The organism is Bradyrhizobium sp. BR13661, assembly GCF_029892425.1.
GTDB lineage: Bacteria > Pseudomonadota > Alphaproteobacteria > Rhizobiales > Xanthobacteraceae > Bradyrhizobium.
In genome coordinates this window covers 137,601-154,281 of record NZ_JARXWB010000018.1, presented here as the reverse complement: position 1 = coordinate 154,281, position 16,681 = coordinate 137,601, and the positions used below count along the sequence as shown (strand labels likewise).

At 64.7% G+C, this 16,681-nt stretch carries 17 protein-coding genes; 8 read left to right on the top strand and 9 right to left on the bottom strand.

Going from position 1 to position 16,681, the window contains the following annotated elements; all coding sequences use genetic code 11:
• Positions 1–225 precede the first annotated feature (225 nt).
• From M2427_RS27065 to dnaK, 6 genes are all read right to left on the bottom strand, one after another.
• Positions 226–537 carry a DUF1330 domain-containing protein gene (locus M2427_RS27065; RefSeq protein ID WP_280709920.1) on the bottom strand — a complete coding sequence of 104 codons (312 nt, stop codon included), beginning with the start codon at positions 535–537 and terminating at the stop codon, positions 226–228.
• A 76-nt stretch (positions 538–613) separates the two neighbouring features.
• Positions 614–1,327: an orotidine-5'-phosphate decarboxylase gene (gene pyrF / locus M2427_RS27060; RefSeq protein ID WP_280709919.1), complete on the bottom strand. Its 714-nt coding sequence runs from the start codon at positions 1,325–1,327 to the stop codon at positions 614–616.
• A 6-nt stretch (positions 1,328–1,333) separates the two neighbouring features.
• A complete protein-coding gene (locus tag M2427_RS27055; protein ID WP_280709918.1) occupies positions 1,334–1,912 on the bottom strand; it encodes an NAD(P)H-dependent oxidoreductase in 579 nt (192 codons plus the stop codon).
• Between the two features lie 57 nt (positions 1,913–1,969).
• Positions 1,970–2,572 (bottom strand): rRNA adenine N-6-methyltransferase family protein, encoded by a 603-nt coding sequence (locus M2427_RS27050; protein WP_280709917.1) that lies wholly within the window; start codon positions 2,570–2,572, stop codon positions 1,970–1,972.
• 91 nt (positions 2,573–2,663) lie between these two features.
• Positions 2,664–3,800, bottom strand: a complete 1,137-nt coding sequence (gene dnaJ, locus M2427_RS27045) for a molecular chaperone DnaJ (RefSeq protein ID WP_280709916.1) — start codon at positions 3,798–3,800, stop codon at positions 2,664–2,666.
• 261 nt (positions 3,801–4,061) lie between these two features.
• Entirely contained in the window at positions 4,062–5,963 is a 1,902-nt protein-coding gene (gene dnaK / locus M2427_RS27040; protein WP_280709915.1) for a molecular chaperone DnaK, read from the bottom strand.
• A gap of 397 nt (positions 5,964–6,360) precedes the next feature.
• Here dnaK and M2427_RS27035 point away from each other — a divergent pair, with 397 nt between their 5' ends.
• Positions 6,361–7,299, top strand: a complete 939-nt coding sequence (locus M2427_RS27035) for a hypothetical protein (protein WP_280709914.1) — start codon at positions 6,361–6,363, stop codon at positions 7,297–7,299.
• Between the two features lie 118 nt (positions 7,300–7,417).
• Entirely contained in the window at positions 7,418–8,137 is a 720-nt protein-coding gene (pncA, locus tag M2427_RS27030) for a bifunctional nicotinamidase/pyrazinamidase (RefSeq protein ID WP_280709913.1), read from the top strand.
• A gap of 60 nt (positions 8,138–8,197) precedes the next feature.
• On the opposite strand, the gene grpE is transcribed toward pncA, so the two are convergent.
• Positions 8,198–8,803, bottom strand: coding sequence for a nucleotide exchange factor GrpE (grpE, locus tag M2427_RS27025; protein ID WP_280709912.1), 606 nt, complete (start codon positions 8,801–8,803; stop codon positions 8,198–8,200).
• 99 nt (positions 8,804–8,902) lie between these two features.
• Positions 8,903–9,991, bottom strand: a complete 1,089-nt coding sequence (gene hrcA, locus M2427_RS27020; protein ID WP_280709911.1) for a heat-inducible transcriptional repressor HrcA — start codon at positions 9,989–9,991, stop codon at positions 8,903–8,905.
• 168 nt (positions 9,992–10,159) lie between these two features.
• Here hrcA and rph point away from each other — a divergent pair, with 168 nt between their 5' ends.
• From rph to hemW, 3 genes are read left to right on the top strand one after another with little or no spacing between them, the layout of a single operon-like run.
• Positions 10,160–10,873, top strand: coding sequence for a ribonuclease PH (gene rph, locus M2427_RS27015; RefSeq protein ID WP_128948844.1), 714 nt, complete (start codon positions 10,160–10,162; stop codon positions 10,871–10,873).
• Positions 10,874–10,884: 11 nt separating this feature from the next.
• Positions 10,885–11,520, top strand: coding sequence for an RdgB/HAM1 family non-canonical purine NTP pyrophosphatase (rdgB, locus tag M2427_RS27010; protein ID WP_280709910.1), 636 nt, complete (start codon positions 10,885–10,887; stop codon positions 11,518–11,520).
• Positions 11,507–12,664, top strand: a complete 1,158-nt coding sequence (gene hemW / locus M2427_RS27005; protein ID WP_280709909.1) for a radical SAM family heme chaperone HemW — start codon at positions 11,507–11,509, stop codon at positions 12,662–12,664. Before rdgB ends, hemW begins: the two co-directional genes overlap by 14 nt.
• A gap of 2 nt (positions 12,665–12,666) precedes the next feature.
• On the opposite strand, the gene M2427_RS27000 is transcribed toward hemW, so the two are convergent.
• A complete protein-coding gene (locus M2427_RS27000) occupies positions 12,667–13,902 on the bottom strand; it encodes a penicillin-binding protein activator (protein ID WP_280709908.1) in 1,236 nt (411 codons plus the stop codon).
• 339 nt (positions 13,903–14,241) lie between these two features.
• On the opposite strand from M2427_RS27000, the gene rsmI reads away from it, so the two are divergent.
• Genes rsmI through gshB form a run of 3 tightly spaced genes read left to right on the top strand, consistent with a single transcriptional unit; the run spans position 14,242 to position 16,532 of the window.
• A complete protein-coding gene (gene rsmI / locus M2427_RS26995; RefSeq protein ID WP_280709907.1) occupies positions 14,242–15,192 on the top strand; it encodes a 16S rRNA (cytidine(1402)-2'-O)-methyltransferase in 951 nt (316 codons plus the stop codon).
• Positions 15,179–15,577, top strand: a complete 399-nt coding sequence (locus M2427_RS26990; protein WP_280709906.1) for a YraN family protein — start codon at positions 15,179–15,181, stop codon at positions 15,575–15,577. The genes rsmI and M2427_RS26990 overlap by 14 nt, the downstream gene beginning before the upstream one ends.
• 10 nt (positions 15,578–15,587) lie before the next feature.
• On the top strand, positions 15,588–16,532 hold the full coding sequence (gshB, locus tag M2427_RS26985) for a glutathione synthase (RefSeq protein WP_280709905.1): 945 nt from the start codon (positions 15,588–15,590) through the stop codon (positions 16,530–16,532).
• The last annotated feature ends 149 nt before the right edge of the window (positions 16,533–16,681 follow it).

Here is a 16,681-nt window from a genome sequence, read left to right as displayed (position 1 = left end):
GGGCTCTGGTGTATGTTTTTTTGGGGGTTTTTTGTGTGTTTTCGTTTATGTTGGCCATGTTCTACCCCGCCGGGGGGGGGGGGGGGGGCCGGGGGGGGGGGGGGGGGGGGGGGGGGCCACGGTCCCTCCGCGACGAACAGTGCCCGTGTTGAGAGATCACCCCACCCCGCTCGCGCTGCGCGCGATCGACCCTCCCCTCCAGGGGAGGGTAAGACAAACTGCGCCTCAACCGTCCGCCGGCTGCGGGCCGTCATAGCCCTCGATGATGATGAGGTCGGCGATCGAGTGCGGCTGGCGCACCTTGATGTTGGCCTGGTATTCCGGCGAATTGTAGCAGCCGATTGCGGTCTGGTAGTCGGGGAATTCGATCACGACGGTGCGGGTGCGGCTGGCGCCTTCGACGGTGGTGAACTTGCCGGCGCGGACGACGAAGCGGCCGCCCCATTTCCTGAAGATCGGACCATTGGCGACCGCATAGGGCTTGTAGCCCTCGTCATTGCTCACATCGACGCGCCCGATCCAGTAGCCTTTTGCCATTGTTCTTCTCCCTGTGTTGTTGGTGGTCTCTATTTGAGCATGATCTGATCGGAAAACCGCTTCACACTTTTCCGGATCATGCTCCAAGCGCCTGTGCGATCTCGGCCTGGATGGCTTCAGCGACCGCCTTGGGGTCAGCGGCTTCCACCACCGGCCGCCCGACGACGAGATAATCCGCGCCCGCGACAATCGCACGACCGGGCGTCATGATGCGCTTCTGGTCACCGGTTGCCGAGCCCGCCGGGCGAATACCGGGCGTGACGAGATGCATCTGATGACCGACGATCTTGCGCAGGCTTCCGACCTCCTCGGGGGAGGACACGAGACCGTCGACGCCAAGCACCTGCGCCTGCTGCGCGCGCGCCTCTACCAGCTCGGAGACACTGAGCCGGAAGCCTGCCGCGTGCAGATCGTCGTCGTTGTAGGACGTCAGCACGGTGACGGCGAGGAGCTTCAGCTTCGAGGAGCCGCGGCCCTCGACGGCGCCCTTCATGGTCTGCGGATAAGCGTGCACGGTGAGAAAAGTTGCGCCCAGTCTGGTGATGCTCTCGACGCCTTGCGCCACGGTGTTGCCGATGTCGTGCAGCTTGAGATCGAGAAAGACCTTCTTGCCACTGTCGGCGAGCTTCGCGACCAGTGGCAGTCCGCCAGCATAAGCGAGGCGATATCCGATCTTGTAGAAGGTGACGCTGTCGCCGAGCCGCGCGATCATTGCCTCCGCGGCATCAACGCTCGCCAAATCGAGCGCAACGATCAGGCGGTCTTTCGGGGCGATTTCGGCTGGCGTCATGTCACCTCACATCATGCGTTGGGAAATATCGATCAACTGCCGCACCATCTCCTTCATGGAGTCGATGTCGCCCTGGCTCTTGAGCCTGTCCATGTCGTCATAGGCCTCGTCGGCAAAGGCGAGCGTGACCTGGTTGGCGATGACATTGGCGTGGCAGGACGTCAGAATCAGGCGCAACGCCTGCAGCGCGCGCGCTGCTCCAAGCCGGCTCTGCGACGCGCCAGCGAGCGCGAAGGCGCGGTTGCGGAACACCTCGCCGCGCGCCTCGTGCGGATCCTGCACACGGCTGACCCAGTCGATCGCATTCTTCAACAGCGGCGGCACCGAGGCGTTGTATTCCGGCGAGACGATCAGCACGCCATGATGCGCGCTGATCATGCGCTTGAGATTGACGGCGTGCTTGGGCACGCCTGACTTGGCCTGGAGATCGCCGTCGTAGATCGGCAGCGGAAAATCGGCGAGCGAGATGCGGGTGATGTCGACGCCGGCCTGGGCGAATTCATAGCTAGCCACCGCCGCCAGCTTCGCATTGTGCGAGCCGGTGCGCAGCGAGCCGGGAATGACCAGGATCTTCGGGGCTGACATCCTCTTCCATACGTTCGGCGAAACGAGCCCGCCGCGCATGAGAGGAAGCCGGCGGAATTAGTCCTTGCGATACACCCAGACGCGGGCCGGCGGAAGGTTCATCCAGATCCGCTCCGAAGCCTCTGTGGATACGCCGGGCAGCGATTTCGGGATCGGCGGCACCACCGCATAGGTGAACTGGACGAAGGGCGCGCCGGGCGCGAGCGCCAGGAAGGCGTCGCGAATGAGCCGCAGCCGCGTCAGCATCGGTTTTGTGACGAGCGGCAGGCCGGACACGACGGCAGACGCAGGGGCGCTCAGCACGTTCCAGAGCGTGTCGCGCAGGCGATAGGCATCGCCCTGCACCACGGTCGCCTGCGGATAGCGGTCGCGCAAAAGCGCGCAAAAGCCGGGATTGTACTCGACGAGGACGAGTCGCTTCTGGTCGACGCCGCGCTCGACCAGCGCCGACGTGATGGCACCCGTGCCGGGCCCGAGCTCGACGACAGGCGCGTCCGAATCGACATCGACGTAATGGGCCATGGTCCGGGCGAGCAGCTTGCCCGACGGCATCACCGCGCCCATGTGCAGCGGCTTTTCGATCCACGATCTGAGGAAGCGCACCTCGTCATCGAGACGGGGCTTCTTCAACGCACGCGCGGACGACGACGGCAAGGGCATGTCTGGACCGGACGGGACGACCGCGGGACCGCGGCGTGTCAGAAAATGGTCATAAACACGTATAGGCCGAAGTCGATACGGTCAAGCCGCGTCAGTTCGCCCGATTACCGAAGAAATCCTTGACCTTGGCGAAGAAGCCCTCGGATTCCGGCTGGGTGTTACCGGAGGAGAGCTTTTCGAACTCGGCCAGCAATTCCTGCTGTTTCTTGGTGAGATTCTGCGGGGTCTCGACCACGACCTGGACGTACATGTCGCCCATCTGCCGCGACCGCAGCACCGGCATACCCTTTGATGCGATGCGGAATCGGCGAGCCGACTGGGTTCCGGCGGGCACCTTCACCTTGGCCTTGCCCTTGTCGATGGTCGGCACCTCGAATTCACCGCCAAGCGCGGCTGTCACCATCGAGATCGGCACGCGGCAATGCAGATCGGCGCCATCGCGCTGGAAGAACTGGTGCTGGGCCAGCGACAGGAAGATGTAGAGGTCGCCGGGCGGACCGCCGCGGACGCCGGCCTCGCCTTCGCCGGCAAGCCTGATCCTGGTGCCGTCCTCGACGCCCTGCGGGATGTTGACCGACAGCGTCCGCTCGCGCGTGACGCGGCCCTGGCCCGAGCAGGACGGACAGGCATCCTCGATCATCTGGCCGCGGCCCTGACAGCCGGGGCAGGTGCGCTCGAGCGTGAAGAAGCCTTGCGACTGCCGCACACGGCCGGCGCCCGCGCAGGTCGAGCAGGTCTTCGGCTTGGTGCCGGCCTTGGCGCCGATGCCCGAGCAGGCCTCACAAGTGACCGAGACCGGAATCTCGATCTGCGCGGTCTTGCCGCCAAAGGCTTCCTCGAGGGTGATTTCCATGTTGTAGCGCAGGTCGGCGCCGCGCTCGCGGCCGCCGCGGCCGCGCTGCCCGGCCATGCCGAACAAGTCTTCGAAAATGTCGGAGAAGGAGGAGGCGAAGCCTGCGCCGAAACCGGCGCCGCCGCCGCCGGGACCGCCTTGCTCGAACGCAGCATGGCCGAACCGGTCATAGGCCGCGCGCTTGTCCTTGTCTTTCAGGACCTCGTAGGCCTCGTTGATTTCCTTGAACTTGACCTCGCTGCTGTCGTCCCCCGGATTGCGGTCCGGGTGAAACTTCATCGCCAGCTTGCGGAAGGACGATTTCAGTGCGCTCTCGTCGGCCGTGCGTTCGACTTCGAGGGTTTCGTAGTAGCAGCGCTTGGTGGACGTGGACATGTCTGACTCAGGTCTATCCGATCGCGATTCAAGTCGGAGCGAAACAACGTCGCCACGCGACGATATAGGCAGCCTTCTGCAAATCAGCAGCGGGCTGCATGGCAGCGTTGAAAATAACGGCTGGGAATTGATGGATCGTAACGGGACCGACTTCAAAAGAGTCTTCGCCCGCCTGTCCCGACACGAAAGCCTCCCCCCTGAGGGGGGAGGCCGTTTCAGCGTGAGGGGTCCAAGCCGTCCGCATCATACCCTCAGGGGGCTTTAAGCGGACTTCTTGTTGTTCTTTTCGTCGTCGACCTCGGTGAATTCCGCGTCGACGACGTCGTCCTTGGCAGCGTCCTTGGCCGCATCGGCCTCGGCCTGCTGCTTGTACATGGCCTCGCCGAGCTTCATCGAAGCCTGGGCCAGCGTGTTGGTCTTGGCCTTGATCGCCTCGGCATCGCTACCCTTCAGCGCTTCCTTGAGGTCGCTGACGGCGTCCTCGATGGCGCGGCGCTCGGTCTCGGCGACCTTCGAACCGTGCTCGGCCAGAGCCTTCTCGGTGGAGTGCACCAGCGCGTCGGCATGGTTCTTGGCATCGACCGCCTCGCGGCGCTGCTTGTCGGCCGCGGCATTGGCCTCGGCGTCCTTGACCATCTTGTCGATGTCGGCCTCCGACAGACCGCCCGAGGCCTGGATTCGGATCTGCTGTTCCTTCGCAGTCGCCTTGTCCTTGGCCGAGACGTTGACGATGCCGTTGGCGTCGATGTCGAAGGTCACCTCGATCTGCGGCATGCCGCGCGGAGCCGGCGGAATGCCCATCAGGTCGAACTGGCCAAGCATCTTGTTGTCGGCCGCCATTTCACGCTCGCCCTGGAAGACGCGGATGGTGACCGCATTCTGGTTGTCCTCGGCAGTCGAGAACACCTGGCTCTTCTTGGTCGGGATCGTGGTGTTGCGGTCGATGATGCGGGTGAACACGCCGCCCAGCGTCTCGATACCCAGCGACAGCGGGGTCACGTCGAGCAGCAGCACGTCCTTGACGTCGCCCTGGAGCACGCCGGCCTGGATCGCGGCACCGATCGCCACGACTTCGTCCGGGTTGACGCCCTTGTGCGGCTCCTTGCCGAACAGCTGCTTCACGACTTCCTGGACCTTCGGCATGCGCGACATGCCGCCGACCAGAACGACTTCACCGATCTCGCCGGCGGTGACGCCGGCATCCTTCAGCGCCTTGCGGCAGGGCTCGACGGTCTTCTGAACGAGGTCGTCGACCAGCGCTTCGAACTTGGCGCGGGTGAGCTTCATCGTCAGATGCTTCGGGCCGGTCTGGTCCGCAGTGATGAAGGGCAGGTTGATCTCGGTCTGCGTCGTCGACGACAGCTCGATCTTGGCCTTTTCAGCGGCTTCCTTCAGGCGCTGCAACGCGAGCTTGTCGTTGCGCAGGTTGATGCCCTGCTCCTTCTGGAACTCGTCGGCGAGATAGCCAACCAGACGCATGTCGAAATCTTCGCCGCCGAGGAAGGTGTCGCCGTTGGTCGACTTCACCTCGAACACGCCGTCGCCGATTTCGAGAATGGAAATATCGAACGTGCCGCCGCCGAGGTCGTAGACGGCGATGGTGCCGGCCTTGGTCTTGTCCAGGCCATAGGCGAGCGCAGCCGCGGTCGGCTCGTTGATGATGCGCAGCACTTCAAGGCCGGCGATCTTGCCGGCGTCCTTCGTGGCCTGGCGCTGGGCGTCGTTGAAGTAGGCCGGAACGGTGATGACCGCCTGGTCGACCTTCTGGCCGAGATGGGCTTCCGCGGTCTCCTTCATCTTCTGCAGGATGAACGCCGAGACCTGCGAGGGCGAGTAGGTCTGGCCGTCGGCCTCGACCCAGGCGTCGCCGTTGGAAGCCTTCACGATCTTGTACGGAACGAGCTTCTTGTCCTTCTCGACCATCGGGTCGTCGTAGCGGCGGCCGATGAGGCGCTTCACTGCGAAGAACGTACGCTCCGGATTGGTGACGGCCTGGCGCTTGGCAGGCTGGCCGACGAGGCGCTCACCGTCGTCAGTTACGGCGACGATCGAAGGCGTCGTGCGCATGCCTTCGGAATTTTCGATAACTTTGGCGTTTTTGCCATCCATCACGGCGACGCACGAATTCGTGGTGCCGAGGTCGATCCCAATGACCTTTCCCATGGTCCCGATATCCTTCTTTTTGCGGCAGGTTGGCTGGGCCCAGAAGGCACCCGAACCGAAACCCCCTAAGATCAAACATTCGCGATATTGCGATGGTTGAGGCTCATATAGGAGGGGGGGAGGGGCCCGCAAGGACCGAACGCAAGTTTGGACCGTGAAAACATTGGGTTTTGGAAGATCGTATCCGGGCTTCGCCGTACTTGCGGGTGAGGAATTATTAACAGGTTCAGACTTCAGCCCGTCCCCGCCGCCGCGGCCCGCCCGGCCCTGTTACCCGAGCGCCAAACCCGCTAAAAGGCGGCCGGCCGGACAGCTTCGTCATGGGGCTGCTTCGCGCGACAAAGCGGCCCAATGACCAACCATCGAACGGCCTCAATGTGAACCAATCAGAGTCCCCATGAAGCTGACCCGCCCCCTCGCTGCGCTCGCCCTCCTCATTGCCACGGCTTTTCCGGCGCTCGCCGCCGATGCGGTCTTTCCGCCCGGCTTGCGCCTCGGCATGGTGCCTCTGGTCGGCCTCGGCAAGGCCAAGACCTTCCCGGGCTTCGAGAGCGAGGACGGCAGCGTCAAGGTGCTGGTCACCGAGCTGCCGCCGGCGGCCTATAACGAGGTCGTCAGTGCCTTCAACGCCAACCCGGCCGGCAATAACGGCGTCAAGCCGGACAAGATCGAGACGCCTGCGGGGCTTGCCTATTTTACCACCGAAAGCGGCAAGGCCGGCGACACGCTGGTGAAGCGCTATTCGATGATCGTGCCAGGCACCGGCTTCTCCGGCTATGTCGCGGTACAGGTCCCCGAGAACGCCTCGAAGATCTACACCGATGAGGCGGTGCGGCAGATGTTTGCGACCGCCACCATCCGCAAGGAGGTGTCGGCTGACGAGCAGATCGCCCTGTTGCCGTTCAAGGTCACCGATCTCGCCGGCTTCAAGGACATCCGCACGCTGGTGCCGGGCTCGAGCATCATCATCGCCGACGGCAATGAGAGCTCGGGCTATGAATCGAAGCCGTTCATGATCCTCGGCCTGATCGGCGCCACTCCGCAATCCGCTGACGACCGCGCCCGCTTCGCCCAGGAGGCCGCGCTGCAGATCCCCGGCGTGCGCGAGACCAAGCTCACCATGTCGGAGCCGATCCGCATCAACGGGCAGCCGGGTTTTGAGACGAGGATCGACGGCGTCAGCGGCAAGGACAAGACCCCGGTCACGGTGGTGCAGTGGATCCGCTTCGGCGGCGGTACCTCGCTGCGCATCATCGCCAGCTCCCCGCGCGACCAGTGGTCGGATGCCTTCACCCGCTTCCGCGCCGTGCGCGACGGCATTCAGCCGAAGGGGTAGAAGCGCGGGAGCTGACAGCCCAACCGCTAGCCAAAACCGGCTGCATTTTCGGGCTTTCGTTCGTACACGAACGGAATTAGGCTTGCCCCACTGGATCAACCTTGAGGGGAGGCGGACGATGCTTAATCGACGACAGATCTTGGCGGCGCTGGGAACCACGGCGCTCGCGAGCCTTGCTCCATCGATGCTGTTTGCGGCAGCCCCGATCAAGCCGGACGATTCCTCCGCGCTGCTCGTGATCGACGTGCAGAACTGCTTCCTGCCGGGCGGCAGCCTCGCGGTGAAGGAAGGCGAGCAGGTCGTGCCCGTGATCAACAGAATCGCGAAAGCGTTTTCGAACGTGGTGATGACGCAGGACTGGCACACGCCCGGCCACGTCTCGTTCGCGTCGGTGCATTCCGGCAAGAAGCCGTTCGAGACCATCGACCTGCCCTACGGCAAGCAGGTGCTGTGGCCCGACCATTGCGTGCAGGGCACCGATGGCGCCTCGCTCTCGAAGGACCTCTCGATCCCGCAGGCCGAGCTCATCATCCGCAAGGGTTTTCACAAGGACGTCGACAGCTATTCGGCGTTCCTCGAAGCCGACGGCAAGACCACGACAGGCCTCGCCGCCTATTTGAACTCGCGCAAGATCAAGCGTGTCTTCGTTGCCGGTCTCGCGACGGATTTCTGTGTCGCCTGGACCGCGCTCGATGCGCGCAAGGCCGGTTTTGAAGTCTATGTCGTGGAAGACGCCTGCCGCGGCATCGACAATCAGGGCTCGCTCGCAAAAGCCTGGGCCGACATGGCCAAGGCCGGCGTGAAGCGGATCCAGTCTGCGGATATCGCGAGCGCGTAAAAAATTTGCGCAGTCATTCCGGGGCGGCTCGCAGAGCCGAACCCGGAATGACGCTGATACTCAGTTCGCTTCGTTGCTGTTCGCCGCCGGCGCAGCCTTTGCGCCGCCCTTGGCGACGCCGACCAGCGCCGGGCGCAGCACGCGCTCGCCGATGGTGTAGCCGGCCTGCATGACCTGCACGACAGTGCCCGCGGGCACCGAGGCGTCAGGCACTTCGTACATCGCCTGGTGGAAGTTCGGATCGAACTTCTGGCCTTGCGGATCGAGCTTCTTCACGCCGTGCTTTTCCAGCGCGCTGAGCAGTGAACGTTCGGTGAGCTCGACGCCCTCGATCAGCGCGGTCAGGCCGGGATCGGCCGCGGCACGGGCATCGGCCGGAACGGCATCGAGCGCACGCTGGAGATTGTCGGCGATGTCGAGCACGTCGCGGGCAAAGCCGGTGATGCCGTAGAGCTTGGAGTCAGCGACCTCCTTGGCGGTGCGCTTGCGCAGGTTTTCCATCTCGGCCAGCGTCCGCAGCATGCGGTCGCGCGCCTCGGCGGCTTCCTTCTGCAACAGCTCGACCGAACCCGGCTCGGGATCGTCGGGCATGATGTAGGGCTTCGATACCACGGGCTCGCCGGTCGGCGCGGCCGTGTCTTCGGGTTGCCGGGTCGGATCGGTCATCGACTGCTTCTCGAACTCATCTTAAGGGGAGGTTTTCTGGCCCGGATATCGTGCTTCGGGCGCTGAAAATCAAGCGCCCGTGATCGGCTCAAATGCCGGTCAGCCCCCCAGCAGGCGACTGACAATGCGGGCGGCGTAGTCCACGGTCGGGATCACGCGGGCATAATTCAGCCGCGTCGGTCCGATCACGCCCAAAACGCCGACGATACGGCCGGCGGCATCCCGATAGGGCGAGATGATGGTCGAGGAGCCCGACAGGGAGAACAGCTTGTTCTCGCTGCCGATGAAAATACGCACGCCCTCGGCGGTTTCCGCGCGCCCCAACAGGTCGATCACGCCACGCTTGGTCTCGAGATCGTCGAACAACAGGCGAACACGCTCGAGATCCTCCAGCGCGTGCAGATCTTCCAGCAGATTGGCGTGGCCGCGGACGATGAGCTGGCGGTCCTCGTTCTCGCCGCCTGACCAGCTGGCGATTCCGGCCGCGATCACCTTCTGCGTCAATTGATCGAGCTCGGCGCGGGCCTCGGCAAGCGCGGTCTCCAGCTCGAGCCGGGCTTCGGCGAGCGTCCGGCCACGAATCCGCGAATTCAGGAAATTGCCGGCTTCGGTGATGGCCGAGGAGGGAACTCCCGGCGGCAGCGTCAGCACGCGGTTTTCGACCTGGCCGTCCTCACCGACCAGGATCACCAGCGCCTTTTCAGGTTCCAGCCGGACGAATTCGATGTGCTTCAGCCGCGTATTGGATTTCGGCGTCAGAACGACCGCCGCGGTTCGGGTAAGACCCGACAGCCGCGTCAGCGCCTGATCGAGCGCCGCCTCGACCGATTGGGCCTGACCGACGGAGATCAGCTGGCTCTGGATCGACTGCCGCTCGGCCTCGTCGAGATCGCCGACCTGCATCAGGGCGTCGACGAAGAAGCGCAGGCCGAGTTCCGTCGGCAGGCGGCCGGCCGAGGTATGCGGCGCATAGATCAGGCCGAGATGTTCGAGATCCGCCATCACATTGCGAACCGAGGCCGGTGACAGCGGCATCGCGATCAGGCGCGAGATATTGCGCGAGCCGACCGGCTCGCCGGTCGCGAGGTAGCTTTCGACAATTTGACGAAAGATGTCGCGGGAACGCTCGTTGAGCTGGGCGAGGCCCGCGCGCGCCGCGATCAGATGGATCGGATCGTGATGGGCCACAGACGGTAACTCCTCTCAGATACTCGTAATTTGTCCATCCGCGAGGGTTCTGACAAGCGTGGCGTTTGCGGGGTGGATATCAGGGGGTGAAAAAGCCTTGCTGCCCACCCTCACCCCACCTACAAGCACCGCGAATAGCCTTTATCCCTGAGTTTTGGAGGATTCCCCATGCGGCCAAGCCGCCGTGCGCCCGACGAATTGCGCCCCGTGACGCTGGAGCGCGGCGTGGTCAAATATGCGGAAGGCTCCTGCCTGGTGAAATTCGGCGACACCCATGTGCTTGTGACCGCCACGCTGGAAGACCGCCTGCCGCCCTGGCTGAAGGGCCAGGGCCGCGGCTGGGTCACCGCCGAATACGGCATGCTGCCGCGTGCGACCTCCGAACGCACCCGCCGCGAGGCCGCCGCCGGCAAGCAGAGCGGCCGCACCGTCGAGATCCAGCGCCTGATCGGCCGCTCGCTTCGCACCATCGTCGATCTCGAGGCGCTCGGCGAACGCCAGATCACGGTCGATTGCGACGTGCTTCAGGCCGACGGCGGCACCCGCACGGCGTCCATCACCGGCGCCTGGGTCGCGCTCGCCGACTGCATCGCCTGGATGAAGGCGCGCAACATGGTCAAGGCCAACGTGATGCGCGACAACGTCGCCGCGATCTCCTGCGGCATCTACAACGGCACGCCGGTACTCGATCTCGACTATGCCGAGGATTCGGAGGCCGAGACCGACGCCAATTTCGTCATGACCGGCGATGGCCGCATCATCGAGGTGCAGGGCACCGCGGAACGCGAGCCGTTCACGCAGGACGAATTCCTGAAGCTGATCGCCCTGGCGCAGAAGGGCATCGCGCGTCTGGTGGACTTGCAGAAACTGGCTGTCGCGTAGTCAATAGACCCATGCACCGCCGAATCACCGGAAAGCTCGTCATCGCGACCCACAATCCCGGCAAGCTCGCCGAGATGAAGGAGCTGCTCGCGCCTCACGGCATCGAAGTGGTGTCGGCCGGTGAGCTCGGCCTGGGCGAGCCTGATGAAACCGGCAACGATTTCCGCAGCAACGCCGCCATCAAGGCGATCGCGGCGGCGCAAGCGACCGGGCTTCCGTCCTTCGCCGATGATTCCGGCATCGTGGTCGACGCACTCGACGGCGCGCCCGGCATCTACAGCGCGCGCTGGGCTGGTCCAGCTAAGGATTTCACTGCTGCGATGGCGCAGATCGAGCGTCTGTTGCAGGAGCGCGGTGCCACCACGCCGGACAGGCGCAAGGCCCATTTCGTCTCCGCGCTCTGCGTTGCCTGGCCCGACGAACATCTCGAAGAGGTCGAGGCGCGCGTTGACGGCACGCTGGTGTGGCCACCGCGCGGTACCGCCGGTTTTGGTTATGATCCGATGTTCCTGCCCGACGGATACGACCGCACCTTCGGCGAGATGGACAGCATCGAGAAGCACGGCCTGCCGCCGCTTGGCCTCGGCCTGTCGCACCGCGCCCGCGCCTTCGTGAAACTGGCGGAGATCTGCCTTGAGCCGCGCTAATAAGGATGCGTTAGGCGTCTACGTGCACTGGCCGTTCTGCCTGTCGAAGTGCCCGTATTGCGACTTCAACAGCCATGTCCGCCATGCCGCGATCGACGAGGCACGCTTTGCATCAGCCTTCGCGCGCGAGATCGCGACGACCGCCGAGCGTGCGCCCGGACGCGAGGTCACCTCGATCTTCCTCGGCGGCGGCACGCCCTCGCTGATGCAACCGTCGACCGTCGGCGCCGTGCTCGATTCCATCGGCAAGCATTGGCGTGTCGCCAGCGACGTCGAAGTCACGCTGGAGGCGAACCCAACCAGCGTTGAAGCCACCCGCTTTGCCGGCTATCGCGCCGCCGGCGTCAACCGCGTATCGCTCGGCGTACAGGCGCTCGACGATGCCTCGCTGAAAGCGCTCGGCCGCATGCACAGCGCGCGCGAGGCGCTCGATGCTATCAGCGTCGCACGCCGCTCGTTCGACCGCTATTCGTTCGATTTGATCTACGCCCGTCCCGACCAGACGCCTGACATGTGGGCTGACGAGCTGCGTCTTGCCATCGACGAAGCGGCCGAGCATCTGTCGCTCTATCAGCTCACGATCGAGGAAGGCACGCCGTTCTTCGGCCTGCACCAGGCCGGCAAATTGAAGACGCCGGACGAAGCCGTCGCGCGCGCGCTCTACGACATCACGCAGGAGACCTGCGACAGACTGGGGCTACCCGCCTACGAGATTTCCAACCACGCACGCCGCGGTGCCGAGTGCCGGCACAATCTGGTCTACTGGCGCGGCGAGGAATATGCCGGCATCGGCCCCGGCGCGCATGGCCGCCTCGATATCGACGGCGTGCGCCATGCCACCGCCACCGAGAAGCGTCCCGAAGCCTGGCTGATGCGCGTCGAAACGAATGGCGACGGTGTCGTCACCGACGATCTCCTCAACAGCGAAGAACGCGCCGACGAATTCCTGCTGATGGGATTGCGTCTGGCGGAAGGCATCGATCCTGAGCGCTACAAGGCGTTGGCCGGTCGCCCGCTCGATCCCCGCCGCATTGCGCTTTTGCGTGAAGAGGGCGCGATCACGGTCGATGCAACGGGCCGGCTGCGCGTGACCAGCAGCGGATTTCCGGTGCTGGATGCGGTGGTCGCGGATCTCGCGGCGTAAAACTACGCCCCAAAACTCTTCGGCGAACCGGCGACTGCAACGCCACCACCCGTCGTCACCTTCATCACCGCAAGGCCGCGCTCATTGGTGCCGTCGGCGCGGAAGCGGAACAGGCCGTCGATGCCGGCGAAACCTGAGGGGTTGGTGAGCACGTCGGACGAGAAGCGCGTGGTGCCTTGCGTGCGCGCAAGTGCGGCGACGAGAGCTACCGCATCATAAGCGAGCGTCGCGGTGCGGATCGGCTCAGCGCCGTATTTGGTACGGTAGCGGCCGGAAAACGCGCGGAAGCCTGCGGGATCGGGCGCGGCATAGAGGCCGCCTTGCAAGTTCGGGCTCGCATACACGCGCGGGCTGTCCCACAGGCCGGTGCCGAGCAGCTGGATGTTGCGCAAATTGGCGCCCGCCGCGGTCATCGCGTCCGCGACCGCGACGACGTTATCGGCATCGTCGGCAATGAACAGCGCATCCGCACTGCCGAGCTGTTGCGCCACGGTGCGCGCCGGCGTCGCGCGATCGGCGCCGTATCTCTCGAATGCGACGACGCGTCCGCCACGCCGCGGCACTGCGGCTTTCACAGCGGCCTCGACCACATTGCCGTAGGCGTTGTCAGGCACGAGCACCGCGACCGAGCGTTTTCCAATGCTCGCGGAATATTCGATGATGCGGTTGACGTCGGACTCCGGCAGGAAGCTCAGCAGATAAACGCCGCGGCCGGCGATGCTGGAATCGGTCGAGAACGCGATCACCGAGATGCCGCGCGTACGCGCGACTTGCGCCACTGCGGGGACAGACTGAGCGAACAGCGGCCCCAGAATGATCTCGGCGCCTTCCTCGACTGCCTGCTGCGCGCCGGCTTGCGCGCCCTGCGGGCTGCCATTGTCGTCCTTGATCAGGAGCTGGATGTTCGGGTTCTGGAACTCGGCCAGCGCCATCTCGGCGGCATTGCGCATGGATTGCGCGGCAAGCCCGGCATTGCCGGCGGCCGAGAGCGGCAGAATCACCGCGACCTTGACCCCGCCGGTGCCGGCGGTGGTCGCCTGCTGCGGCGGGCCGGCCGGCTGGGCCGGCGGCGGCGAGGAACTGGAGAACGGATTGGAGAACTGGCTGAGGCTCTGCTGCACACCGGCGCAGGCCGAGAGCAGGGGCGTGCCGAGCAGCAGGCCAAGCGCACTCCGCCGGGTCGCCCCTGACATCAGGGCACCCTGGACGGGAGACTTCAGATCACGCGGGCCGACCATCTCAGCTTCTCTTCTGACCGGCCGCTAGCCAGCCAGTCACAACACTCTTCCCGCGACACGAGCCGCAGATTCAGGCATATTGTCGGCAAATAGTTAACCAAAACAAAAGGATAATGACCGCTTAACGGGGCCTCACCTCGAATCTGGCCAGCTGTCCGCCGTCCGTCACTCAGCATCAAGGCGGCGTTTCCGCCGTGAATATGACGCTGGTGCTTCACTCCCTCCGAAATGTGATGCCTGAGGGATCACATTCCAATCCTTCCACGGGTTACGTCAGGCAGGATCTTTTTCGAGGGACAGGTTCCCAGCCCCCGACATCATGCCTAAGTTCTTTTCATTATGCGCGCAAAGCCGGCCCCGATAAATACGACTGAAGCCACGGACGCCGCCCCGCGCGGTTTCTCGATCGACGCCGTCAGGCTCACGGCGCCGAAGGCGGCGGCCGGGCTCTATCTGGTCGCGACGCCGATCGGCAATCTCGGCGACATCACGCTGCGTGCGCTGCAGACGCTCGCAGGCGTCGACGTCATCGCCTGCGAGGACACGAGGATCACCCGGCGCCTGACCGAGCGTTACGATATCGCGGCGCAGCTCAAGCAATATCATGAGCACAACGCCGAAGCCGCGCGGCCGAGGATCCTGGAAGCGCTGGCGGCCGGCGGCTCGATCGCGCTGGTATCGGATGCCGGCACGCCGCTGATCTCGGATCCCGGCTACAAGCTGGTGCGAGAGGTCTGCGCCGCCGGTCATGCGGTCTATGCGCTGCCCGGCCCGTCCTCGGTGCTGGCGGCGCTGTCGGTCGCGGCCCTGCCGACGGACCGCTTCTTCTTCGAGGGTTTTCTGCCGGCGAAATCCGCCGCGCGACGATCGCGCCTCGCTGAACTTGCCCGTATCGACGCGACGCTGGTGATGTTCGAATCCGGCAATCGCGTGCAGGACACGCTTGCAGAACTCGCCGAGATCATGGGCAGCCGCGAAGCCGCGATCTGCCGCGAACTGACCAAACTACACGAGGAGATTTCGCGCGCAACGCTGAGCGATCTCGCGCGCGAGGCCGATACGCTGGAAACCCGCGGCGAATTCGTGCTGGTGATCGCCCCGCCCGCGGCGGACGCCGACGTGCTGACAGCGGACGCGCTGGACGATCTCCTGCGCGTGCAGCTCGCAACGCACAGCGTCAAGGATGCCGTCGCACATGCGGTCGCGCTCTCGGGGCGGCCGCGCCGCGAGGTCTATGCCCGCGCGCTCGAACTCGCCAAACATTCGCGGGGCAGCGATGGCGAAGACTAAGGACGCGGAACCAAAGACCGCCTCACCCGAGCGCGTCGCCGCGTTCCGCACCGGCATCTCGGCCGAGAGCCGCGCCGCGGCCTATCTGATGGCGAAGGGCTACCGCATCCTGGCAAAGCGCTACCGCACACCGCATGGCGAGATCGACCTCGTGGCGCGCCGCCGCAACCTGATCGCCTTCGTCGAGGTCAAGGCACGCGCCAGCCTCGATGAGGCCGCCTATGCGGTGACGCCGCGCCAGCAGCAGCGCATCATCGATGCCGCGCAGGGCTGGCTCGCAGCGCATCCCGAGCATGCGGAATTCGAATTGCGATTCGACGCCATGCTGATTGCGCCGCGCTCGCTTCCACGGCATGTGTTGGCGGCATTCGACGCCTCGACCTGAAAGGCAGACCATGAAACTGAACGTCGCCGTCCAGATGGACCCCATCGCCCGTATCAACATCAAGGGCGATTCCACTTTTGCGCTGCTTCTGGAGGCGCAGAAGCGCGGCCATGGCCTGTCCTATTACACCCCCGACAAGCTCTCGATGGTCGGCGAGGAGATCGTCGCGCCGGTGCAGCTGCTGACGGTGCGCGACGAGCCCGGCGATCATTTTACCCTCGGCGAGCCCAGGCGCGAGGCGTTGAACGGCTTTGACGTGGTGCTGCTGCGCCAGGATCCGCCGTTCGATCTCGCCTACATCACCTCGACGCATCTGCTCGAGCGCATCCATCCGAAGACACTGGTTGTCAACGATCCGGCCTCGGTTCGCAACGCGCCCGAAAAACTGTTCGTGATGAATTTCCCGCAGCTGATGCCGCCGACGCTGATCTCGCGCGACCTCGGCGAGATCAACGCGTTCCGCGACAAATACGGTGCCGTGGTGATGAAGCCGCTGCACGGCCATGGCGGCGCCGCCGTGTTCCGGGTGATGCCGCAGGACATGAATTTCGGCTCGCTGTACGACATGTTCTCGGTGACGTTCAAGGAAGCCTGGGTGATCCAGCAGTTCATCCCCGAGGTGAAGCTCGGGGACAAGCGCATCATCCTGGTCAATGGCGAGTTCGCGGGCGCCGTGAACCGCGTGCCCGCCGCGGACGACCTCCGCTCCAACATGGTGCGCGGCGGCGCGGCCAAGGAAACCGAGCTGACGCCGCGCGAACGCGAGATCTGCGCCACCGTTGGCCCCGCGCTGCGCGAACGTGGCCTGCTGTTCGTCGGCATCGACGTCATCAACGGCAACCTCACCGAGATCAACGTGACCTCGCCCACGGGCATTCGCGCCATCGCACGCCTCGGCGGGCCGGATGTGGCGGCCAAGATCTGGGACACGATCGAGCAGAAGCGGGCGAAGTAGGGGGCGTTCGTTATCCGTCCCACTTCGCTAACCACCTGTTCACCATGACGCACCTCGCCTCATGCGAACGCATGAGCGGCCTCGCGTAAATCTACGGGGCCAACGGCCGAGCGACTAACGCGGCGTTCACCATCTGCCCAGAACGCGCG